The organism is Ideonella oryzae, from assembly GCF_024055665.1.
GTDB lineage: Bacteria > Pseudomonadota > Gammaproteobacteria > Burkholderiales > Burkholderiaceae_C > Ideonella > Ideonella oryzae.
This window is the reverse complement of the sequence record NZ_JAMXMC010000001.1, coordinates 449,296-470,618: the sequence shown is the minus strand read 5'-3', so window position 1 is coordinate 470,618 and position 21,323 is coordinate 449,296. Positions and strand designations below refer to the sequence as shown.

The 21,323-nt window shown below is 69.7% G+C and carries 15 protein-coding genes; 9 read left to right on the top strand and 6 right to left on the bottom strand.

Going from position 1 to position 21,323, the window contains the following annotated elements:
* The first annotated feature begins 345 nt into the window (after nucleotides 1-345).
* Nucleotides 346-1,914, top strand: coding sequence for a methyl-accepting chemotaxis protein (locus M0L44_RS02245; protein ID WP_252767975.1), 1,569 nt, complete (start codon nucleotides 346-348; stop codon nucleotides 1,912-1,914).
* A gap of 4 nt (nucleotides 1,915-1,918) precedes the next feature.
* Here M0L44_RS02245 and M0L44_RS02240 read toward each other — a convergent pair whose 3' ends face one another.
* The gene (locus M0L44_RS02240) at nucleotides 1,919-2,557 is read right to left on the bottom strand and encodes an NAD(P)H-dependent oxidoreductase (protein ID WP_252767974.1); all 639 of its coding nucleotides are present in this window, start codon (nucleotides 2,555-2,557) and stop codon (nucleotides 1,919-1,921) included.
* 490 nt (nucleotides 2,558-3,047) lie between these two features.
* On the opposite strand from M0L44_RS02240, the gene M0L44_RS02235 reads away from it, so the two are divergent.
* A complete protein-coding gene (locus M0L44_RS02235) occupies nucleotides 3,048-3,431 on the top strand; it encodes a DUF6970 domain-containing protein (protein WP_252767973.1) in 384 nt (127 codons plus the stop codon).
* A gap of 7 nt (nucleotides 3,432-3,438) precedes the next feature.
* Here M0L44_RS02235 and M0L44_RS02230 read toward each other — a convergent pair whose 3' ends face one another.
* Both M0L44_RS02230 and M0L44_RS02225 read right to left on the bottom strand, forming a co-directional pair.
* Nucleotides 3,439-4,692 (bottom strand): hypothetical protein, encoded by a 1,254-nt coding sequence (locus tag M0L44_RS02230; RefSeq protein ID WP_252767972.1) that lies wholly within the window; start codon nucleotides 4,690-4,692, stop codon nucleotides 3,439-3,441.
* A 95-nt stretch (nucleotides 4,693-4,787) separates the two neighbouring features.
* The gene (locus M0L44_RS02225; RefSeq protein ID WP_252767971.1) at nucleotides 4,788-5,381 is read right to left on the bottom strand and encodes an RBBP9/YdeN family alpha/beta hydrolase; all 594 of its coding nucleotides are present in this window, start codon (nucleotides 5,379-5,381) and stop codon (nucleotides 4,788-4,790) included.
* A 544-nt stretch (nucleotides 5,382-5,925) separates the two neighbouring features.
* On the opposite strand from M0L44_RS02225, the gene M0L44_RS02220 reads away from it, so the two are divergent.
* The 5 genes from M0L44_RS02220 (at nucleotide 5,926) to M0L44_RS02200 (ending at nucleotide 9,790) form a co-directional block, all read left to right on the top strand.
* A complete protein-coding gene (locus M0L44_RS02220) occupies nucleotides 5,926-6,306 on the top strand; it encodes a MarR family winged helix-turn-helix transcriptional regulator (RefSeq protein ID WP_354004091.1) in 381 nt (126 codons plus the stop codon).
* A gap of 36 nt (nucleotides 6,307-6,342) precedes the next feature.
* Nucleotides 6,343-6,837: an outer membrane protein assembly factor BamE domain-containing protein gene (gene bamE / locus M0L44_RS02215; RefSeq protein WP_252767970.1), complete on the top strand. Its 495-nt coding sequence runs from the start codon at nucleotides 6,343-6,345 to the stop codon at nucleotides 6,835-6,837.
* Between the two features lie 89 nt (nucleotides 6,838-6,926).
* Nucleotides 6,927-7,883: a ribosome biogenesis GTPase YlqF gene (ylqF, locus tag M0L44_RS02210; RefSeq protein ID WP_252767969.1), complete on the top strand. Its 957-nt coding sequence runs from the start codon at nucleotides 6,927-6,929 to the stop codon at nucleotides 7,881-7,883.
* A 155-nt stretch (nucleotides 7,884-8,038) separates the two neighbouring features.
* Nucleotides 8,039-9,340 carry a cation:proton antiporter gene (locus M0L44_RS02205; RefSeq protein ID WP_252767968.1) on the top strand — a complete coding sequence of 434 codons (1,302 nt, stop codon included), beginning with the start codon at nucleotides 8,039-8,041 and terminating at the stop codon, nucleotides 9,338-9,340.
* Nucleotides 9,341-9,469: 129 nt separating this feature from the next.
* Nucleotides 9,470-9,790, top strand: a complete 321-nt coding sequence (locus tag M0L44_RS02200) for a DUF1840 domain-containing protein (protein WP_252767967.1) — start codon at nucleotides 9,470-9,472, stop codon at nucleotides 9,788-9,790.
* A gap of 16 nt (nucleotides 9,791-9,806) precedes the next feature.
* Here the strand turns inward: M0L44_RS02200 and M0L44_RS02195 are convergent, their stop codons facing one another.
* Both M0L44_RS02195 and M0L44_RS02190 read right to left on the bottom strand, forming a co-directional pair.
* On the bottom strand, nucleotides 9,807-10,427 hold the full coding sequence (locus tag M0L44_RS02195) for a DUF1488 domain-containing protein (protein ID WP_252767966.1): 621 nt from the start codon (nucleotides 10,425-10,427) through the stop codon (nucleotides 9,807-9,809).
* A gap of 44 nt (nucleotides 10,428-10,471) precedes the next feature.
* Nucleotides 10,472-11,065 carry a hypothetical protein gene (locus tag M0L44_RS02190; protein WP_252767965.1) on the bottom strand — a complete coding sequence of 198 codons (594 nt, stop codon included), beginning with the start codon at nucleotides 11,063-11,065 and terminating at the stop codon, nucleotides 10,472-10,474.
* Between the two features lie 592 nt (nucleotides 11,066-11,657).
* Between M0L44_RS02190 and M0L44_RS02185 the strand changes: the two genes are divergently transcribed.
* A complete protein-coding gene (locus M0L44_RS02185) occupies nucleotides 11,658-12,041 on the top strand; it encodes a DUF4398 domain-containing protein (protein ID WP_252767964.1) in 384 nt (127 codons plus the stop codon).
* Between the two features lie 15 nt (nucleotides 12,042-12,056).
* A complete protein-coding gene (locus tag M0L44_RS02180; RefSeq protein ID WP_252767963.1) occupies nucleotides 12,057-12,923 on the top strand; it encodes an OmpA family protein in 867 nt (288 codons plus the stop codon).
* Here the strand turns inward: M0L44_RS02180 and M0L44_RS02175 are convergent.
* A complete protein-coding gene (locus M0L44_RS02175) occupies nucleotides 12,860-21,322 on the bottom strand; it encodes a GH36-type glycosyl hydrolase domain-containing protein (RefSeq protein WP_252767962.1) in 8,463 nt (2,820 codons plus the stop codon). The two genes, M0L44_RS02180 and M0L44_RS02175, sit on opposite strands and share 64 nt — an antisense overlap.
* Nucleotide 21,323: the final 1 nt, after the last annotated feature.

Genomic DNA, 21,323 nt, shown 5'->3' with positions numbered 1-21,323 from the left:
CAAGGACATGGTGTGCATGGGAACTGCGGGAATCAAGGGGCTTGAGGGCACAGAAAGGAGGGGCACAGAGAGCACAGGGGGCCCGCGGCATGACACCCCAGGTCGTCGACCCTGTCCATGCTGGTCAGCCCTCTGAAACGGGGGAGGGTTGATGTGTGTCAGTCGCCTGGCGCATGCATTCTTTGGGGGATCTGTGACTTGTTGCCAGAAGGGCCGATTTCGCGGTGCATTTCGGCCTCTTCCCCGGCGAGGTTTCTGCCGAAGATGCGTCAGGCATTTCTGACCATTGTCCGATGGATGGATCTATCGGACAAGAATGTCCAATCACCGATTCAGGAGTACGGAATGAGCAAACAAGGCTGGAGCGTGCGTGCTCAGCTGCGGGGAGGCTTTGGCACGCTGGCGGCGCTGTGCCTGCTGGTGGCGGCCACCGCGATGTGGGGGCTGCACGACGTTCACGAAACCTTCTCGGGCTATTTCTCGGGCGTGGACCAGCGCTCCCGTGCTGCGGCGCAGCTGGGGCAGGCCATGGAGCAGCGTGCCATCGAGGCCCGCAACGCCTTGCTGGCCACCGATGCCGCGGGACGTCAGCAGGCCCTGGACAAGGCGCGGTCGGCCCACGAGGATGTGCAAAAGCACCTGGCGGCGTTCCAGGGGCTCGTCCGTGATGCGCATGAGATGTCCGACACGGCCAAGGCCAAGGCCCAGGCCTTGATCGATGTGGAAGCCAGCTATGCCCCGGTGGCCCTGGCCATCCTGGACCTGACCGCCCGCGGCGAGCGTGACGCAGCGGTGGGCAAGCTCAACGCCGAGTGCGTGCCCCTGCTGGCGCGCCTGGACAAGACGCTGCGGGAGTACCAGGGGCTGACCGAGGACCGGCGACAGGCGCTGACCGCCGGAGCGATGCAACTGGTCGAACGGCTGCAGACGGGCTTCTCCATCCTGGCCCTGCTGTCGCTGGCCGTGTCGGTGGGGATGAGCATCTGGATCGTGCGGCATCTGCTGAATGCGCTGGGCGCCGAGCCCACCGTGCTCAGCGCCGTGGCCCGCCGCGTGGCCGAGGGTGACCTCAGCCAGACCCACAGCGGCGCCGTGCCGGCCGGCAGTGTCATGGCCTCGATGCAGCAAATGCAATCGAGCCTGGTCCGCCTGATTGGCGCGGTCCGCCAGAACGCCGAGAGCGTGGCTTCGGCCTCCGCACAGATCTCCACCGGCAGCCATGACCTGTCCAGCCGCACCGAGACCCAGGCCTCGGCGCTGGAGCAGACCAGTGCCCAGATGGAAGAGATGAACGGCAGCGTGCAGACCAGCGCCCAGGGCGCCCGGGAGGCCAATGGCCTGGCCGGCGACACGGCCGCCGCCGCCTCGCGCGGCGGGCAGGTGATGGGCCGGGTGGAAGACACCATGCGGGACATCGCCCAGTCCAGCGCCCGCATCTCCGACATCATCGGTGTGATTGACGGCATCGCCTTCCAGACCAACATCCTGGCCTTGAATGCGGCCGTGGAAGCGGCTCGCGCCGGAGAGCAAGGCCGCGGCTTTGCCGTGGTGGCCAGTGAGGTGCGCAGTCTGGCCGGCCGCTCGGCCCAGGCCGCCCGCGAGATCAAGACCCTCATCGCCACCTCGGTCGAGAAGGTGGATGCCGGCAATCAGCTGGTGAGCGAGGCCGGCGAGGCCATGCGCGACATCGTCGGGCGGGTGGAGAAGGTCAATGCGTTGATCCGCGAGATCGACCAGGCCACCGACCACCAGGCCTCGGGCATCCGGCAGATCAACGAGGCCGTGGGCATGCTCGACCAGGGCACCCAGCAAAACGCGGCCATGGTGGAAGAAACCGCCGCGGCCGCGGAGAGCCTGCGCCACCAGGCGGCAGAGATGCAGGCCTTGGTGGCCACCTTCCGCCTGGCGGCCTGACGCCTCACTTCACCTCGATCACGAACTCGCTGCGCGGGCGCCGCACCTTCTTGAGGTCGACCAGCCAGTCGCCTTCGGCGGCGCGGTAGCCCAGCGGCAGGATCACGACCGAGCGCAGGCCCTTGGCCTTCAGCCCCAGGATCTCGTCGACCTTGTGGGGCTCGAAGCCTTCCATCGGCGTGGCGTCCACGCCTTGCTCGGCCGCGGCGATCAAGGCCGTGCCCAGGCCGATGTAGGCCTGGCGCGCGGCGTGCTGGAAGTTGTCTTCCGGGCTGCGCAGCGGGTAGGTGGACAGCAGCTTCTGCCGATAGGCTTCCCAGCCTTCGTTGCGGATGCCGCGCTCCTCGTTGACGAGGTCGAACATCGCATTGATGCGCTCGGGCGTGTAGTGGTCCCAGGCGGCAAACACCAGCAGGTGCGAGCCGTCGGTGATCTGCGCCTGGTCCCAGGCATGGGCGCGGATCCTGGCGCGCACCTCGGGGTTGCTCACCACCAGCACCGAGTAGGGCTGCAGGCCGCTGGAGCTGGCGGTCAGGCGGATGGCCTCAAGGATGCGGTCGACTTTCTCGGCGGGCACGGCGCGGGCCGGGTCCATCTTCTTGGTGGCGTAACGCCACTGGAGCTGGGTCAGCAGATCGGACATGGTGGAGTGTGAGGGGGTTGGACGCGGCCGAACCACCGGCCGCTGTGCGCGCCACTGTAGCCCGGGCCCGCATGCCCCCGCGGCCCACCTCTCGGGCAGGCTTGTGCTAGGCCAGACCGGGCTCCGGCGGGCCCTGTCAAGCCTTGACAAGGCTGGCAATCGGGGGCCGGGACTGACGAACGGCCGTGCTGTCTTTTGCGGCAATCCAAGCGGCCTCCTGACCTGACAAGGGCTTGCGTGGTCCCTCCCGGGTTTATCCACAGGCTTGTCCAGCCTGGCTGTGGAGTGGACGGTCCTGCCCAGACAGCGGGGTGCCGTTTTTTGCGGCAATGTGACAGAAGCGCTTTCAGATCAAGGGCTTGCGGCCTTGGGTCAGGGCTTTTCCACAGGCTTGTCCCTGCTGGATGTGGAGCACTGTGGCCGACGATACTCGATTGAAAAAGTCGGGAATTGCGGCCGCCTGGCGCCTCACCGGCACGAAGATGGCGCGATGAACAGCAAAGTCCTCCTTCGTTGGGGTGCCGGCCTGTGCCTGGCCGGCAGCCTGGGCGCCTGCGCCCAGCCGGCGTCGGGCCCGGCGCTGCCAGACTGGCTCTCGCAGCGCATCGCCGCTTTCGAGCAGGCGCCCCAAGAGGCCGAGGCGGTGGAGATCCTGGCCTTGCCGCATGCCGGTGCCACGGCCTACCTGTTCGTGGCCCCCTGCTGCGACCAGTTCAATGTGCTGTACGACGCCACAGGGCGGCGCCTGTGTGCACCCTCGGGGGGCATCACCGGCCGCGGGGACGGTCGTTGCGCAGCCCCGGCGGCCGTGTCTGCCGCCCAGACGGTCTGGCGGCTGAAGGCGCCGGGCGCCAGCGCCCCTGCCACGCCCTGAGGCGGTCTCAGTTGCAGCCCTTGGGGGCGGCCGGGTCGAAGCGGAAGCCGGCGGCGTACTGGACCGATTCGTCCAAGGTCTGGAACTGCTGCAGCAGCGGCACGGTGCCCGCCGGGAAGGCCGGCAGTTCGATGCGAGGTTCGTCGAACTTGTAGACCGTGGTGTCGAAACCGTCGTGCCTGGCCAGCTCGGCGCACTTGAAGCCGGCGCCGGCCGTCGTCTGGGCCAGGTAGATGCCGGTGTTGGCCGCCAGGTTGGTGGCCAGTGCCAGCCGGGTGCCACCCAACCAGGCCAGCTGGGCATAGACCGGCTTGGCCGTGGGATTCTTGGTCGAGCTCAGCACCGTCTGCGGGGCGCTGTACCACTGGCGGGTGATGGCATCGCGCCGGTTGACGTAGAGGTTGCCGGCATCGGTGAAGGCCGCGAACACATTGCCCACGCCATCGACCACCGTGCTGAAGTGGCTGGACATCGGGTCCCCATCCGGCGTGCCCGCCAGCATCAGCGTGGGGCTGTTCCAGACCAGGTCGGCGCCGCCCTTGAGCTTGCGCTCGGTCCAGTAGATGTTCGGCCCGTAGCTGAACAGCATGCCGATCCCGTCCGGCAGGCTCACCAGACGGGCGCTGCGCTTGTCGCTGCCGAAGGGCGCGCTGGCATTCACATCACCGAAGAACTGCTTGGCGCTGGCCCAGGTGCCTTTGTCGGCCGACTTGCGGTAGGCCACGATGCCGACGTTGCCGGTGCTCATCTCTTCCTGCACATAGGCCACCCAGAGGTTGCCGTTGCCGTCCACCGCGAAGCTCGGGTTGACCGCGTTGTAGCTGCTGTCCACACGCGGCACCTTTTCGACCGTGAAATTCGACCAGCTCTTGCTGGCGGGGTCGTAGGTGGCGGTGGCCAGGCGCACCAGGCCATCATTGCACTGGTAGACGACGGTCAGCACGTTGCCGTCGAGCGCGCTGTCCGAAACGCTGCTGTTGTCGGTGTAGCCCAGCTTGCGCTGCTGCGTCCACACCAGACCGTCGTCCGAGGACTGCAGGTTCAGCGCCGCGGTGGAGCCGCTCTGGCCCGACAGATTGGCGATGATGTGAAAGCGGCCGTCCGCCGTGACGAACAGGTGGCGCTGGTGGCGGTAGGAGATCAGCCGCTTGGCGTTGCTGCTCAGCGTGGTCTGGCTCACCTGAGAGACGGCATGGGCCGGCGCGGCGAAGGCGCAGGCCAGGGTGACGGCGCAGAGCAGGGTGGTGGGGCGGAACTTCAAGGCAACCTCGGCTGGATCAAGAACAGGGGCAGCCCGAAGGTTAACCAGTTGTTACCGCCCGTGTGTGTCCGACCTGGGCGGGTGGTCCCCTTGGTCTAGGGGGAGCTGGCGACGAGTTCGTGCTGGTCCGGCAGGAAGTCACGGTGCCGCGCTGTGCCGGGCCCGTGCGCCAGTGCCTCCAGCAGCGCCTCGGCCAGCGGCCACGGGCCGTGGCCCGATGCCACGTTCACATGGCCCACATGACCGGCATCCCAGGTGCTGGCGCCCCAGCGCCGGGCCAGCTGCGTGGCTTCGGCGCCGTCGAACCAGGGGTCGTTGCGGCTGGTCACCACGGTGGCCGGGAAGGGCAGCGGGCTGTTCAGCCACTCGGGATCGATTTGGAAGCGCGCCGGGTTGGCCGGTGCCACCAGCAGCGCGGCACGCACCCGCGCCGTGGCATGGCGGCTGGCCCAGCGGGCCGTGGTGAGGCAGCCGAAGCTGTGCGCCACCAGGATCCAGTCGCTGCCCGGAGCCTGCTGGATGGCCTGGTCGAGCCGCTCGGCCCAGTCATCCAACGCCGGGGTGTCCCAATCGGGCACGGACAGGCGCCGCGCCTCGGGATGGCGTTGCTCCAGCCAGCTCTGCCAGTGCTGGGGCTCGCTGCCATGCAGGCCCGGAACAAGGATCAAGCGCATGGGCGACGAAGACATGGTGGCGAGCTCCAGGGGGAACGAGGAGCGTGATCTTGCGGGGCGCCACGGTGGGGGCCAACGAAGATTTCGGCGCCTGCTTATCTGGCACGCGCATCGGCCGACATCGGCCTGTCAAGTCTTGACAAGCACGCTGTGAAGCAGCGGTTCCTGGACAGTGGGGTGCCTGTTTATGAGGCATTTCGTTGGAGAGCCTGGGCTGACAAGGGTTTGCGTGGGCCGTCACCGGCTTATCCACAGGCTTGTGCAGTGTCTGTGTGGACCGGTGCTGGAATGGGCCGTCCGGGCCTGCCGATTTTTAAGGCAATGTGACAGAAGATGAGCAGAATCAGCCACTTGCAATCGCCGGTCACGGCTTGTCCACAAGCTTGTCCAGTGCGGATGTGGATCTCTTGGAGGGCCTAATCCCGACCTGGTTCAAAGGCCATTGCCTGGGTTCGCCCTAGAATATCGCGTGCGATCTAAAAACTCTCTGTCTTTGTCTCCCCTTCTTGCCGTGCCACCGCGGCTGGATGATCAGCTGTGCTTTGCCGTGTACTCCACGATGCTGGCGCTCAACAAGATCTACCGGCGCCTGCTCAAGCCGCTGGGGCTGACCTATCCGCAGTACCTGGTGATGCTGGTGCTGTGGGAGCAAGATGGGCTGACCGTCTCGCAGATTGGCGAGCGGCTGTTCCTGGATTCGGCCACGCTGACCCCCTTGCTCAAACGGCTGGCCGCTCAGGGCGTGCTGGAACGGCAACGGGCGCAGCGTGATGAGCGCCAAGTCCTCATCCACCTGACCGAGAGCGGCCGCCAACTGGGCGAACTCGCCAAGGGCATTCCGGCCTGCGTGGGGGAGGCCACGGGCTGTTCGCTGGACGAGGTGGTGCGGCTGCGCGAATCCCTGGTGCAACTGCGCAATGCGCTGGCGCGGGCAGACTGAGCCCGGCACCTGCGACGACAAGGAGTGAGCGTCATCATGAAGATGCTGAACCGCGTGTTGAGCAGCACCGGCCTGCTGGCTGTGCTGGGTCTGACCGGCTGTGCCACCTGCGGGCTGGATCCGCAGGTGGGCCAGACGACGGACAGCGTGCGGACCCGGCTGGGCGCACCCACCGAAACCTGGCCGCACGCCGACGGCAGCCAGCGCTGGACGTACTGGTTCGGCGCCTATGCGCGGCAGGCCTGCATGGTCGACTTTGACGCCCAGGGCCGGATGCAGAAGGCCGAGAACGTGCTGGACGAGGCCCACTTTCTGCAGGTGCGCCCGGGCATGACCCAGGACCAGCTGCGGGAACTGCTGGGCCCGCCGTCCTGGACGTGGCAGGTGCATTACCACCATCAGACGGTTTGGTCCTACCGCTATGACAACCCGTTCTGCCAGGTCTTCCATGTGGGGCTGACACCCGAAGGCATCGTGGAAGACAGCGCCCACGGGCTCGACCCGGTCTGCGACCACGACGACCGCCCCTGAACGCATCGCCACGGCGACAGGGACAATACGAGGTTTTTCTGCCTGACCGCGCCCACCCGGGCACCGGTGCGGGCACTGGAGCGACACCCATGACCGTGCAGTGGTTCCCCGGACACATGCATGCCACGCGCAAGGCCATCGGCGAGCGGCTGAAGGCCGGCATCGACGTGGTGATCGAACTGCTGGATGCCCGCCTGCCGGGCTCCAGCAGCAACCCCCTGCTGGCCGAAATGACCCGCGGCAAGGCCGCGCTGAAGGTGCTCAACAAGCAGGATCTGGCCGACCCAGAGCGCACCGCGCTGTGGCTGGCGCACTTCAACGCCCAGCCGGACACCCGCGCCATTGCCCTGGACGCCAGCGAGCGCGCGCCAGCCCAGCGCCTGGCCGGGGCCTGCCGCGAGCTGATGCCCAACCGCGGCACCATGGACAAGCCGCTGCGCATCCTGATCTGCGGCGTGCCCAACGTCGGCAAGTCCACGCTGATCAACACCCTGGTGGGCAAGAAGGCCACCAAGACGGGGGACGAGGCTGGCATCACCAAAAACGAGCAGCGCATCAACCTGGACAAGGGCGCCTACCTGTTCGACACGCCCGGCATGCTCTGGCCCAAGATCATCGTGCCCCAAAGCGGCTTTCACCTGGCCGCGGCCGGCTCGGTGGGCCACAACGCCTACGACGACGAAGAGGTGGCGCTGGAACTGCTGGAGACCCTGCAGCCCGACTACCCCGGCCTGATCGAGGCCCGCTACAAGCTGCCTGCCGGCACCGCCGCGCTCAAGGCCGAGGCGCTGCTGGAGGCCATCGCCCGCCAGCGCGGCGCGGTGCAGGCCGGTGGCCGGGCGAACCTGCAGAAAGCGGCCGAGCTGGTCATCAACGACTTCCGCACCGGCATCATTGGCCGCCTGACCCTGGAAACACCGGATGGCTTTGCCGCCTGGCAGCAGGCCGCCGAGGGGGTGGAGGCCGCCCATCAGGCGCGCAAGGAGGCGATGCAGAAAAAGCGCCGCAGCGAGTGGCGGGGCGAGCGGCCTGAGGCCGGGGACTGAGCAACCGTCTTGAGAGTCAAGCCTGACGCCGCGTGCGGCGCCAGGATGCCTCCTCGGCGTATGCTCAACCCCATCCAAGCGTAGCGCGCTCCACCCTGTCGGTTTGTCTCCTACCCGGTCGCAGGACCCGGCGCCACCCTGATGGGAAGGAACACATGTCGTTCGCGGGCTGGTCTTTGTTCGCCGGGGTGCTTCTGCTCGCGCTGGTGCTGCTGGGCACCTGGCTGGGGCGGCTTCCGCTCAGCAGCGCCATGGTGTATCTGGCGCTTGGGTGGCTCTTAGGGCCCGCGGCGCTGAACGTGCTGACGCCCGATCCGACGCGGTACGCGGCCTTGCTGGAAGTCGTCAGCGAAGTCGCTCTGCTCGTGTCCTTGTTCGCCGTGGGACTGCAACTGGGGGTGCCCCTTCGGGACCGGCGCTGGCGTCTGCCGCTGCGACTGGCCTTCGTCTCGATGGCGGTCATGGTCGGGCTGATCACCCTGGTCGGGGTCTGGGGCCTCGGGCTGCCGCTCGGCGGAGCCGTGCTTCTTGGCGCCATCCTCGCCCCGACAGACCCCGTCCTGGCCTCCGGCGTACAAGCCGAAGCCGGGAGTCATCCGGATCGGGTGGGGTTCAGCCTGGGGGGCGAAGGCGGGCTCAACGATGGCGCGGCGTTTCCATTCGCAATGCTGGGCCTGGGTCTGCTCGGCCTTCACGGCACGGGGTTCAGCCCGTCGCATTGGTGGCTTCTGACCCTGGGGTGGGCGACGGCCGGCGGCGTCGCCATCGGCCTGGCTGTCGGCGCGGTGACAGGGCAACTGGTCGTCTATCTGCGCGCCCGCCATGGCGAGGCCCTGGGGCTGGATGTCTTCCTCGGGCTCGGGCTGATTGCGCTGTCCTACGGACTGGCCCAGTTTCTTCAAGCCTCCGGGTTTCTCGCGGTCTTCGCCAGCGGCCTGGCTCTTCAACGCGTGCGCGAGCATCCCATGGTGGGCAGCAAGCCGCTGGGGCGCTCGCCTGCGGCGGCCGGTCATTCCTACGAAATCCGCGCGACGCACTCGCACCACGCCAGCGAGACCATGCGCGACTCGGTGCAGCTGTTCAACGGGCAACTGGAGAAGCTGGTCGAATTGACGTTGGTGCTGCTGGTGGGTGCCATGCTGCCCTATGCGCAGCCACTGACGGCTGCCTGGTGGTTCGTCCCCCTGGTGCTGATCGTGCTCAGGCCGATGTCCGCGCTGCCCGCCACCTTGGGCGAGCGGCTGACGCGCTCGCAGCGTTCGATGATCTCGTGGTTCGGCATCCGCGGGATCGGTTCCGTCTACTACCTGGCCTTTGCGCTGCACCATGGTCTTGACGGTCGAGTGGCCGACACGCTCGTGTCCTTGACGCTGTGGACGGTCGCGACATCCATCGTGGTGCATGGCCTGACGGCGCGGCCATTGATGCGACGCTACCTCGCCCAACGCCCCTCCTGAGCCTGGCCGCAGGCCGCGGCTTGACGTCAAGTTCGCAACGGGCTTAAGTTCCCCTGACAGGGTGCCCACGCCTGCGGGTCATGGGCACCGCGCCATCCTGGCCATTCAACCTGCACGGAGTTGATATCCATGACTTACCGGTTTCAATCCAAGGCTGCCGGCGACGTGCTGATGCTCGGCCCCGACGGCGACAAGGTGTTCAACGCGATGGGCCGAGAACCAGCCGCCCAGGGCATCATCGCCCCGGACGCCATGCCCTCGGCGATCCGGGCGATCGAGGCCGCGCTGGCGCAGGAAGAGTCGCAGCAGCCGGTGGGCCGTGCGGTCGCCGATGCGCGGCAGGCCGAAGACGGGGGCGACGCCGTGTCGCTGCGGCAGCACGCCTGGCCTCTGGTGGAGATGATGCGGCGGGCCCACGCCGCCGGCGAGGCCATCGTCTGGGGCGTCTGAGCGCGCCCCGTGCCGCTCAGGGCGAGGGCACGGGCTGCAAGTCTGGCCCTCTCAGAATCACTGGCTCAAGCGCACCGGCATCCAGCCGGCGCCGCACGGCCACCTCGATTTCGCCTGCATGGGCCAGAAAGGTGGCCAGCGGCTGGTCGGTCGTTTCGTGGGCGCAGTAGCGATAGTGCAGGTCCACGCTGTGGATGCTGGCGCCTACGAACCGCTGGCCGACCGGAACCCAGAAACGCACGGTGCCCGAAGGCAGATGAAAGAAGGTCTCCGGTTTCATCGAGGGCGCTCCGTCCATGGTAGGGGAGGCTTCCGTGTGAGATGTCGAGGAAGTCAGGACCTCAGTGGCGACCGGCGCTGGCGGGCCGGGCGGGAGTTCGGCGGATGCATCCGATCCTCCGGAGTCTGAACTGGGGCTCTCCGGCTGAGCGTCCTCGGTCCTCAGCCAGATGATTTCGGACTCCTCCGGAAAGAGGCCTTGTTGCGTTTGGGGCATGCGGGGGGACTGTGCATGCCGGTCTGCTGTCTCGCCCGGATGGCTGCGCAGCCACCGTCCCTTGACCTCGCCGATGGCACGCCTGCACTGCCCCTGAATCCGATGCCAGTTCATGTCGACTCCTGTGTGACGGATCGACATGCTGTGCTCCGTTGCGCTGGGGTGTCGGTGCGCCAGCGCACCCTTTACCTGATCGAACGCAGCGGCTGTTCGCCCCAGGCCTGCAGCGGACCCAGAGGGTTGCGCCGCAGCTCCACTTCGTCGATGGTCGGCCGTCCACCCACCAGCTTGTAGACCAGGGCATCGTCCACGAACACCAGCAGAACATCCACCCGCCAGCCGGTGGTGACGGTTTCGCGTCGAAAGTTCAGCGAGTCGAGCCAGAAGCTGCCTACGCGATGCCGATGCAGTTTCTCCACGGCGATGGCGTAACCACTGCACCGCTGGCCGGCTTGCAGGCAGTCGCGGATGCCCGGGTCGACGTCCTTGGGCTTGACGAGCGTGGCGGCGGCGAATCGCTGGAGCAGGTCGGCAAAGTGCAAGATGGTGATGGCCGAGCTTCGGCCTGGATCCAAGCCGTGGGCATGCACGCTCTGTCGGGTGGATGTGTAGGGCTCTATCGCAGCCAGGGATGCCACGGCGTCGTCATAGCTGTTCCAATCCGAGACGACCTCGATCCGCGTGCTGGGCAGCAACGTGGCGCAGCCTCCGATGAGCAGGCAAGCTCCCAAGGCCATCAACAAGGTGGCGACACGGGCGACTGCGTGCGAGGACGGCATGCCTGCTCAGGCCCCGGTGCGGGCATTCCGATCCACCGTCGGCGCCCCGGCGCTGATCTCCCCTGCGGCGCCGGGGGGCCAAGGCCTCCGGCGCAGTGGGCCGCACGGGCGCTCGCGGCGCAACTGGTCCAGTGCCGACATGCACTCTCGCAACACGGTGCCTGGCGCCTGCAGTTGCAGGCACGTGTGGGAGCGGGTGGGATCTGGTTTCTCCATGGCCACGCGCACCAGCAGGGCCAGCGCAGCGCGAAACAGAAGATCCCAGTCCTCGGCGGCGATCTCCGCGGCGGTAGGGCCAGGATCATCGCCTGATCCTGACCAGGGCGACGGGTCGTTCTGGACACGACGCTGCGATCCGCTGTCTGGCACCAAGCAGCACTCGTGATTGGTCCGCTGAGTTTGTGTCCGCGTGTCATCGCCAACCTGGCTCTCGCGGCCCCGCATCCACGTCATGTTCATGTCAATCCCTGTGTGGCCTGTTGTGGATGAATGGATGCTGACCCTGGGGCCGCACAGCGTCGGTGCGCCAACGCACCGACCCGCCTGGGTGATCAGCACAGGCTGCGCGCTGGAACCAACCAGGAGATCCACGATGAAGACACGCACTTCACTTCCACGGCCGCGCGCAGCGGTCCTGATGGCCATCAGCGCGTTGCTGCTGGCAGCCTGCGCCCAGATCCCGGCGCCCACGGCGGACATGGCGGTCTCGGAGGCTGCGCTCAACCACGCCCTGGGCGCTGGCGCCATGGCGGGCGCGCCGGCCGAGATGGCCCTGGCCAGCGACAAGATGGTCCAGGCCCGCGCGGCCCTGCGCAGCGGCCATCACGAATCGGCGCTCCTGCTGGCGCAGGAAGCACGGGCCGACGCACGCCTGGCCGAGGCCAAGACCGAGGCCGACAAGGCCGAGAAGGCCGCCGCCGTGCTGGGCGAAGACAGCCGCGCACTGCGCGACGAAATGAACCGCAAGACCCCGTAACTCCCAAGGATGGCCATGACCCACTTCCCTTGCTTCCGTCTCTCCGTCCCGGGGCTGATCGCCTCGGCCGCCATTGCCGCCCTGTCCGCCTGCAGCAGCGTGTCGCCCGGCAACGCCGTGCTCGAACAGGCGCGCAGTGACTACCGCGTCGCGCAGGGCTCGCCACAGACACGCCAGTACGCCGCCACCGAGCTCAGCCAGGCCGGCACGGCCCTGACCTTGGCCAACGAGGCCGCCACCCGCCGGGACGAACCGGCCCAGGTCACCCACCTGGCCTATCTGGCCAAGCAGCAGACGGCGCTGGCCCAGGCGGTGGCCCGGCAGCGGGCCGCCGAACAGGTGGTCGCCACGGCCAACGCGCAGCGGGACCAGCAGCGGCTCAGCGCCCGCACCCGGGAGGCCGATGCATCCCGGGCCGATGCGCAGACGGCCCGCCTGGAGGTCAGCGACAGCCAGGCCCGCAATGCCGAGCTGGAGGCGCAGCTTCGCGACATGAACGCCAAGCAGACCGAGCGCGGGCTGGTGATCACCATCGGCGACCTGCTGTTTGACACCAACCGCGCGGCCATCAAGCCCGAGGGCCTGCGGGGGGTCGAGAAGCTGGCCGACTTCATGAAGCGCCATCCCGAGCGCCAGGTGCTGGTCGAGGGCTTCACCGACAACGTCGGCAGCGAGGCCGCCAACCTGCGGCTCTCGCGCCTGCGGGCCGAAGCGGTGCGCGACGCCCTGCTGGCCCAGGGTGTCGGTGGCGACCACGTGATGGCCCGGGGCTACGGCGAGGGCCATCCGGTGGCCAGCGACGACAGTGCGCAGGGCCGTCAGCTCAACCGCCGCGTCGAGATCGTGGTCTCGAGGGATGCGTCGGCCATCGCGCCCCGCTGATCCGGCAGGGGAATCACGAAGCAACTCTCCGGACCCAGGAGGGTCCATTCCAGGACTTGGTCGGGGCGCAGCCACTGCGCCCCTTCCTCATCCAGCACCGCCTGCAATTGCTGCGGCCTGCCGCGCAGGCAGATGAAGCGCATGCGGCGGTCCCCGCGCCGCAAGATCAGCTCGGCGCGGGACCAGTGCGCCGGCAGGCAGGGTGAAAAGTGCAGCACCTGCGCCTGCAGGTGCAGGCCGAAGATCGACTCGACGGCGGCACGGTGCAACCAGGCCGCGGCTCCGGTGTACCAGCTCCAGCCGCCCCGTCCCACCCAGGGCGGCGCACTGCACACGTCGCCGGCCACCGCATAGGGCTCCAGCCCATAGACCGGACCCTGCTGCGGGTGCTGGCTGCGGTGGGCCGGACTCAGCAGGCAGAAGTCGCGGTAGACCCGCGCTGTGGTCTCGGTCGAACCCGGTGTCTGCCGCGCCAGACGGGCCTGTGCCATCAGGGCCCAGACCCCGGCATGCGTGTACTGGCCGCCGTTCTCCCGCACCCCAGGGGGGTAAGCCTGGATGTAGCCGGCGCTGGGTTCGGCCTGCGCCAGGGGCGGGGTCAGCAGCCGGATCAGACCCGCCTGCGGATCCACCAGCGCGGCCTCCACCGCGGCCATGGCCTGCTGCTGTCGCGCCAGCGGTGCCGCGCCGGACAACACGGCCCAGGCTTGTGCGATCAGGTCGATGCGGGCCTCGGCATTGCAGGCCGAGCCCAGCACCTGTCCGTCGTCAAAGAAGGCCCGCCGAAACCACTGGCCGTCCCAGGCCGGCCCCTGCAGAGCTGCGGTCCAGCCCTGCGCCGCCTGCTCCCAGCGTGCCACCCGTTCCAGGTCGCCACGTGCACGTGCCAGCGGCACAAAGTCGGCCACCACGCGGCAGAGGAACCAGCCCAACCAGACCGATTCCCCCCGGCCCCGGTGGCCGACCCGGTTCATGCCGTCGTTCCAGTCGCCGCCGCCCATCAGCGGCAGGCCGTGGGCGCCCACGCGCAGGCTGTGGTCGATGGCTCTGGCCGCATGCTCGTAGACGCTGGCCGACAGTGTGCTGGTTTCCGGCACACCATAGACATCGTCGGCCCCCTCGGCAATGGCCGGGCCCTCGATGAAAGGCACCGACTCATCCAGCAGGCCGGCATCGCCGCAGCGGTCCAGGTAGTGACTGCAGGCATGGGGCAGCCACAGCAGATCGTCGGAGAAGTGCGTGCGCACGCCAGCGCCGCCAGGCTCGTGCCACCAGTGCTGTACATCGCCCTCCGGGAACTGGCGCGAGGCGCAACGCAGGATCTGCTCACGCAACAAGGTCGGCGCGGTCCAGGCCAGGGCCAGGGTGTCCTGCAGCTGGTCTCGAAAGCCGGTGGCGCCGCCGGCCTGGTAGAAGCCCGCCTTGGCCCACAGCCTGCTGGAGATGCTCTGGTAGAGCAGCCAGCGGTTGACCAGGGCATCGAACAGCGGGTCGGGCGTGCTCACCGTGGTGGCGCTCAGCAGCGCGACCCAGCGGGCACGCACCTGCGCCAGGCGGGTGTCGGCGTCCACCACCGCGGCGCGCAGCGCCAGCTGCCGGGCCGCGTCCGGGCTGGCGGCATGGCCGAGCAGAAAGACGCGGCGCGTGGATGCGCCGGGCGCCAGGCTCAGCGTGTCCGCCAGCGCCGCGCACGGGTCCAGGCCCGGGCCTTGTCGCCGGCCGAAATGGTCGGGCAGCACCAGGCGCCCCCGCGCATCGAAGAACTCCCGCCGGTCGGCGCTCCACTCGGGCAGATCGTCCGGCGTGCCCCCGGCCAGGGCCAGAAAGGCGGTGCCCGGGCCCAGGCCTGTCCCCAGTTCCCGCTGGGTGGCCAGCAGGGCCGTGAGGCGGGCGTTCTGCGGCAGGCGCTGGCTGTGCAGCGCGCTCTCCACGCTGGCCCGGTCCTGGCGGCGGGCGCCGATCAGCCACTCGACCATGCCCACCAGGCGCAGCCGCCGCGTGCGCGAGCCGAGGTTGTGCACGCGGATGACCACCTGCTTGACGGCCACCGTGGCATCCACGCACCAGCGGGCCGTGATGCTCAGGTCGCCGTGGCGATGCGCGATGTGGGTGTAACCCTGTCCGTGGCGGATCTGGTAGATGGCCTCGGGCGCGCCCCAGGCCGAGGGCGCGACGCTCCAGACCTCGCGGCTGTGCAGGTCTTGCAGCAGCCACCACTCGCTGGGCGGGTCGGCCACCGGGTCGTTGGACCAGGCGGTGAGCTGGTTCAGCTGGCTGTTGAGGGCCCAGCTGCCGCCGCCGCCCGCTTCCGAGACCATGGCCCCGAAGCCCGGATTGGCCAGCACGTTGATCCAGGGCCGCTGCGGCCGGCAGCCCGGGCCCACGTCGAAGTGGAACTCGGTCCCCTCGGCGGCAAACCGCCCATCGGGTGCGCGGCGGGCCGCCATGACCCGCGTGGCCAGCACGGTGCAGGCCGTGGCCTGGCGCCGCTCACGGGCCTGCTCATGCCCCGCCATCCAGGCCTGGACATGCTGCAGCAGGGGCCGGCCGTCGGCATGGAAGTGCAGGCGCGCCAGGTGCTGCAGCGTCGTCAGCTCGGCCTGCAGCAGGGTGTCGGCGCGCAGCAGGTGAATGCCGGTGCCCTCCGGCCCTGTCGACACGCCCATGTCGGCCTGGTGGCGTTCCTGCAGTGCGGCCAGGGCATGGTGCAGCTCCGTCAGGTAGGAGGTCGGCTGGTCGTTGACGATCACCAGATCGCAGCCTACCCCGGCCCAGGCCCACAGGCGCAGGGACTGGGCCAGTGCACGCAGCAGGTTCATGCCCGAGGGGATGCCGATGTTCACCAGCACGATGGCCCGCTCGCCCGACAAGCCCAGCCGCCACAGCACGCGCCGGTCCCAGTCCGGCGAGACCGCCTGCTGGCTGGGGGTGCTCCCGTCGCGACGCTCGCCCTCGCCGGGGCGCGGCCGGGCCAGGCTCAGCAGCAGTGCGGTGCTCAGCCTTTGCGTGGCGGCAAAGTGATCCGGGCTGATGCCCAGGGCGGTCAGCCGGATGCTGGCCAGCGTGGCCGACATCAGTGCCGCACGTTCGGTGTGGCTGGGCTCGCGGTACTTGTCGATCACTGCGCCCAGCGTGGAGGCCTGGTCGGCCGCGGCTGTCGCAAAGGTCAGCAAGGCCTTGCCATGCGGCTCGATGCGCAGGCGCGCCGCCAGCACGCAGACGGGATCCCGCCCGGTGTCGAGCTCGCCGGGCCGCAGGGTGTCCAGCTCGCCCTGCGGCTGGTGCGGCGCCCGGTTGCGGCCCAGCCAGCGCTGGCGATCGGTCTGCACCAACAGCTCGCGCACAGGCGGCTCGCTGTGGGCCAGGAAGTGCGCGGCGAGCAGTCCGGTCTCGGTGTCCAGGCGAGGCCGCCGTTCGAACACGAGGGCCTGTTGCGCGGGCTGCCCCTGGGCCCGCAGGAACAGCTGGCTGAAGGCCGGATGAGCCTCGTCGGCGCGTGCGGAGGTCAGGGTGGGCTCGAAGGCCGAGACCAGCGTCAGCTCCAGGGCCTGCGCGCTCAGGTTGCGCAACTCGACCTGGCGAAACTCGATGTCGTCCTCGGGGCTGACCCAGACCGTGATCTCGCTGTGCAGGTCGAGCCAGCGCGCGCTCAGGCAGACGCGGTCGGCGTGCCAGACGCTGTGGTACTCGGCCGCCGCATCCGGCGCCGGGTGCTGGGTCAGCGAGACCAGCGCCCGGTCAGGTCCGCGGCGCAGGTGGAAGAAGCTGCCGTAGGCATCGCGCAGCGCGTCGTCGCGCCAGCGTGTCAGGTCCAGGTCGCCCCAGCGGCTCCAGCCGGCGCCGTTGGCACGCAGGGCCACCCGGTAGCGGCCGTTGGACAGCAGATGGCTGGGCTCCACCGCGGCCAGGCCGGGCACGACCTCGTGCATCATGCTGGGCAGATGGCTGGACGGCAGCGCCGACGCCGGTGCGGGCGAGACCAGCAGGTTCGAGATCTCGCGCGGCGCGCGCTCATGCAGCAGCGAGCTGACCGCCTCGATGTGCACATTGGCCATGCCCCAGCGCTGGGCCACGTTCCCCAGCAGCACATTGGCCAGGGCGACGATGCTCATGCCCTGGTGGTGGGCCATGAAGGTGGCCACCGGCGTCACGTGCTGGTCCAAGGTCTGGCGCGCCGGCGTGAAGTCCAGGGCCTCGAAGAAGCCGCAGGCACCGCGGGCGCCCAGGCCTTCCAGGGCCATGAAGTTCCGCCAGGCCGCCACCGGCGCGATCTGGGCGGCCAGGGCCGTGGCATAGGGGGCGACCACCAGTTCGCCGGGCGGCGTGCGGCGCAGCGCCAGCTGAGGCACACCCTGCGGGGCGTACTGGTAGGTCAGGCTGAGATCGCGGCCCGCGTGGGCCGACTCGGAGATGCCCCAGGGCAGTCCGCGCGCCCGAGTGAAGCGTCGCTGTTCGGTCAGCGCGACCTCGCAGGCCTCGTGCAGCGCACTGCCCGGCGGCTCGATCAGCACCAGGCTGGGCATCAGGTATTCGAACATCGATCCCGACCAGGAGCGCAGCCCTGCCCGCGTGCCCTGGGCGAAGAACGGCCGCCCCAGCGCCGCCCAGTGGCGTACGGGTGCACCGCCGCCGGCCACGGCCAGCAGGCTGCTCAGACGCGACTCCGAGGCCAGCAGGTCGTAGAGACCCGCATCGAGCTGCTGCTCGGCCACTCGGAAGCCCAGGTGCAGCAGGTGGCGCTTGCGGTGGAAGAGAAAGCCGAAGTCGGCCTGCAGCGCCAGCTGCTCCAGGTCCCGGGCCAAGCCCCGCAGGTCATGGCTGACGGCGCTGGCGTCCATCTGCGCATCCTGTGCGATCGAGCGCCGCGTGGCGTGCAGGTCGGCCAGCCCCAGCCGCAGGGCGCTGCGTTGCGCCGCGTCCAGCCCGCGGCGGCCGGCCAGCTGCTGGCGCAGCCGCTGGCGGCCACGCGCCAGCGCGTCCTGCTGGGCCTGGGGGTCCAGCGGCCGCTCGGCCAGGGCGCGACAGGCCTCGGCCACGGCCAGCAGGTGGCCGCACAGGTTGCCGCTGTCGACGCTGGACACGTAGCGCGGCATCAGCGGCTGGCCGCTCTGGGTGTCATACCAGTTCAGGAAGTGCCCACGGTGGCGCTCCAGGGTCTGCAGCGTGGCCAGCGTGGCCTGCAGCCGGTCGATCAGCTCGCCGGTACCGATCCAGCCGAACTGGCGGGCACAGGCGGTGCTCAGCAGGTACAGGCCGATGTTGGTCGGCGAGCTGCGGTGTGCCAGTTGGTCTGCCGGCATCACTTGCAGGTTGTCGGGCGGCAGGTGCCGGTCCCCGGGGCCGACGCAGCGCTCGAAGTAGCGCCAGGTGTCGCGTGCCACCCCGTGCAGGTAGGCCTGCGCGGGCGCCGGCAATGCCGCGGCCCGCCGTGCGCCCGTGGGCAGGCTGCCCCACCATGTCCACAGCGGTGAAGCCGCCCAGAACAGGCACAGGCCCAGGGCCAGGTCCAGGTGGGGCGCTTCGCCAGCCCAGGCCAACCCGCCCAGCGCCAGCGCCAGCAGGGGCGTGCGCCAGTGCTGGCGCCATAGCGCGCCCAGGCCGGTGCGGGCACCCGCCTGGGCGCTGGCCGCGGTGGTCCATTGCAGCAGGTGGCGGTGGCTGATGGTCATCCGGTAGAGCGCGCGCCCGATGGCGTCGCAGCCCATCGCGGCCTGCTCGGCCAGCTGAGCCAGGTGCCACAGGCCACCCAGCCCGGCACGCGCCAGGTCGGTCCCGGCCAGGCGGTAGAAGCGGCGCAGCGCCAGCCCACCACGCCCGGGCAGGAAGCCCGCCAGCGCCCCCACCAGCGGGCCGGCCGTGAAGGCCACGAACACCAGGGCCAGGGCCACCCAGGGCGAGAGCAGCCAGCCGCCCAGCGTCAACCCCAGCAGCAGCAGCGAAGCCGGTGCCACCAGGGAGCGCCGCAGGTTGTCGAAGAGCTTCCAGCGGTTGATGGCGCGCAGCGGGAAGCGCCGGGGTTGCAGCAGCAGGGGCAGCAGCTGCCAGTCGCCGCGTGTCCAGCGGTGTATCCGGGCCGCGGCCACGTCGGCGTGAAAAGGGGCAGCCTCGACCAGCATCAGGTCCGTCACCGCCGCGCAGCGTGTCAGCGCCCCCTCCAGCAGGTCGTGGCTGAGCACCAGGTCCTCGGGCAGGCGGCTGCCCAGGATCTGGTGCAGGGCTTGCACATGCAGCAGGCCCTTGCCGCTGAAGCTGCCTTCGCCGAACAGGTCCTGGTAGACCTCGGAGCTGGCGGCGCTGTAGGGGTCGATGCCGCACTGCCCCGAGAAGATCCGGTGAAAGCCCGTCAGCTCCTGCGCGGTCGGCAGCGGCGTGACGACCCGGGGCTGCAGGATGGCGTAGCCGCGCCGCACGCCGCGGCCCTGCGCGTCCAGCTGGGGCTGGTTGTGTGGATGGGCCGCCACCCCCACCAGTTCCCGCAGCCGGCCAGGGGGCAGCGCCGTGTCGGCATCCAGCGTGAGCAGGTGGCGGATGCCGGTGGCCATGCGCGAGTCCGGCCCGAGGTCCAGAAAGGCGTTGCTGTGGCCGGTGGCCAGCGCGGCGATCAGCTGCTCGAGCTTGCCGCGCTTGCGCTCCCAGCCAATCCAGCGTCGCTCCGTGTGGCAGTAGCGCCGTTCGCGCTGCAGCAGGATGAAGCGGGGGGCCACCCCATCGGGGGTGCCACCATGCTCGGTGTTCAGGGCGCGCACGGCCTCGCGGGCCTGGGCCAGCAGGACCTCGTCGCCGGGGGTTTGCGGGCTGTCGGCATCGGTCCAGTCGGTGGCCAGGGCGAACTGGGCCTGTGGCTCCGGATTGGCCAGGTGGTGCAGCAGCAGGCGTCGGGCCAGGGCGGCAATGGCCGGGGGATCGCTGAGCATCGCCGGGATCACCACCATCACCCGGTGTTCGGCGGGAATGCCTTCGGCCAAGGCCAGCCGCGGCAGATGCTGCGGCCGCACCGACTCGCTGATGATGCGGTTGACCAGGGCCACCACCGCCTCGGAAGCCGGCAGCAGCAGCAGGGCCGCGCCGCCCAGGGCCAGCCAGGCCGGTGCGTGGGCCAGGCCCAGGCCGGCATGCCAGAGCAGCCCGGTCGTCAGTCCCAGGCTGCCCAGCAGCAGGGCACCCAGGTACAGCGGCAAGGTGAGGTGGCGGCGGGCGGCGCGCCATACCAGGAAGGGCCGCGCATCCAGGCCCAGGCTGCGCAGCAGGACCGGGTGGCCCGGGCCCTGCAGCCAGTGGCTGGCCACCGCCTCGGTGCTGCCGGGATCGGCTGCATGCTGCATCAGCCCTTGCAGCCGGTGGCCGACGGTGAGCTCGCTCAGGCTGCTGCGGCGGGCCAGGCGTTCGATGGCGAGCAGGGTCTGGTCACGGGTGCTGGGGTGCTCGACCTGGAACAGCGGCGAGGCCAGCATCAGGCGCATCAGGGCGCTGCTGGCCGCCACGATATCGGGCCAGTCGGCCTCGCCGATGAGGCGCAGCGAGGTGACTGCGTTGCTGACACTGAGGTTGTCCGCCGTCTGGTCCGCGCTGTGCTGGGCCAGCGCCGCGGGGAGGTCGGGCACCACCGCCTCCAGCCAGGCCAGCGTGGCCAGGTGGCGGTCGCCGCGCTCGCGCAGGCGCAGCCCCAGCTGGGCCAGGAAGACGTGTCCGACACCGCGCGGCGTCAGCCGGGCCAGCAGCGCGGCCAGGGTGTCGACCGAGCAGGGCTCGGGGCGGTCGCAGCACAGGTCGGCCAGCTCGCAGGCGGCCTTCTGGGTGGCCACGCGCTCGGCCAGCCGGCGCAGGTTTTCCACCAGCACCACGCGCAAGGTGGTCGGCAGGGCCCAGATCTCGCTGAGCCCGAGCTCGCGGGTCTCCTGGTAGGCCACCAGGAAGCGTGCCAGCAGCGTCTCGTCGAAGGCGCTGTCGGTGTGGGCCACGAAGGCCCAGGCCACACCGTAGATGCGGGGCAGACCGGCCAGCGGCTCGTCGAGCAGCACTGGCAGGCTGTGGAAGTAGCGCCGGGTCAGGCCATCACGGACCTCCCTGAGTTGAGTCTCGATCAGGTGGACGTTGTCCAGCAGCCACTCGGCGGCCGGGCTGACATCGTGTCCGCTGGCGGCCCGCGCGCCGATGTAGCGCTGGGCCGCGCGCAGCGTCTCGATGTTGCTGCGCAGACGCGGGTAGAAGCCGGTCTGGCGCCAGCTGGCGCGGCCCGCTCGGTGCGTCAACCCCAGGCTGCGGCCATGCTGTGCAAAGCGCTCCGGTCCGAACACTTCGGAACGGATGGGGGGCTGCAGGGGCCCGGCGCTGGCGTCGAGCAGCAGGGCCAGCGTCGGCGGGACATCGGGGAACAGGCGGGCCAGATCGGCAGCAGGCATG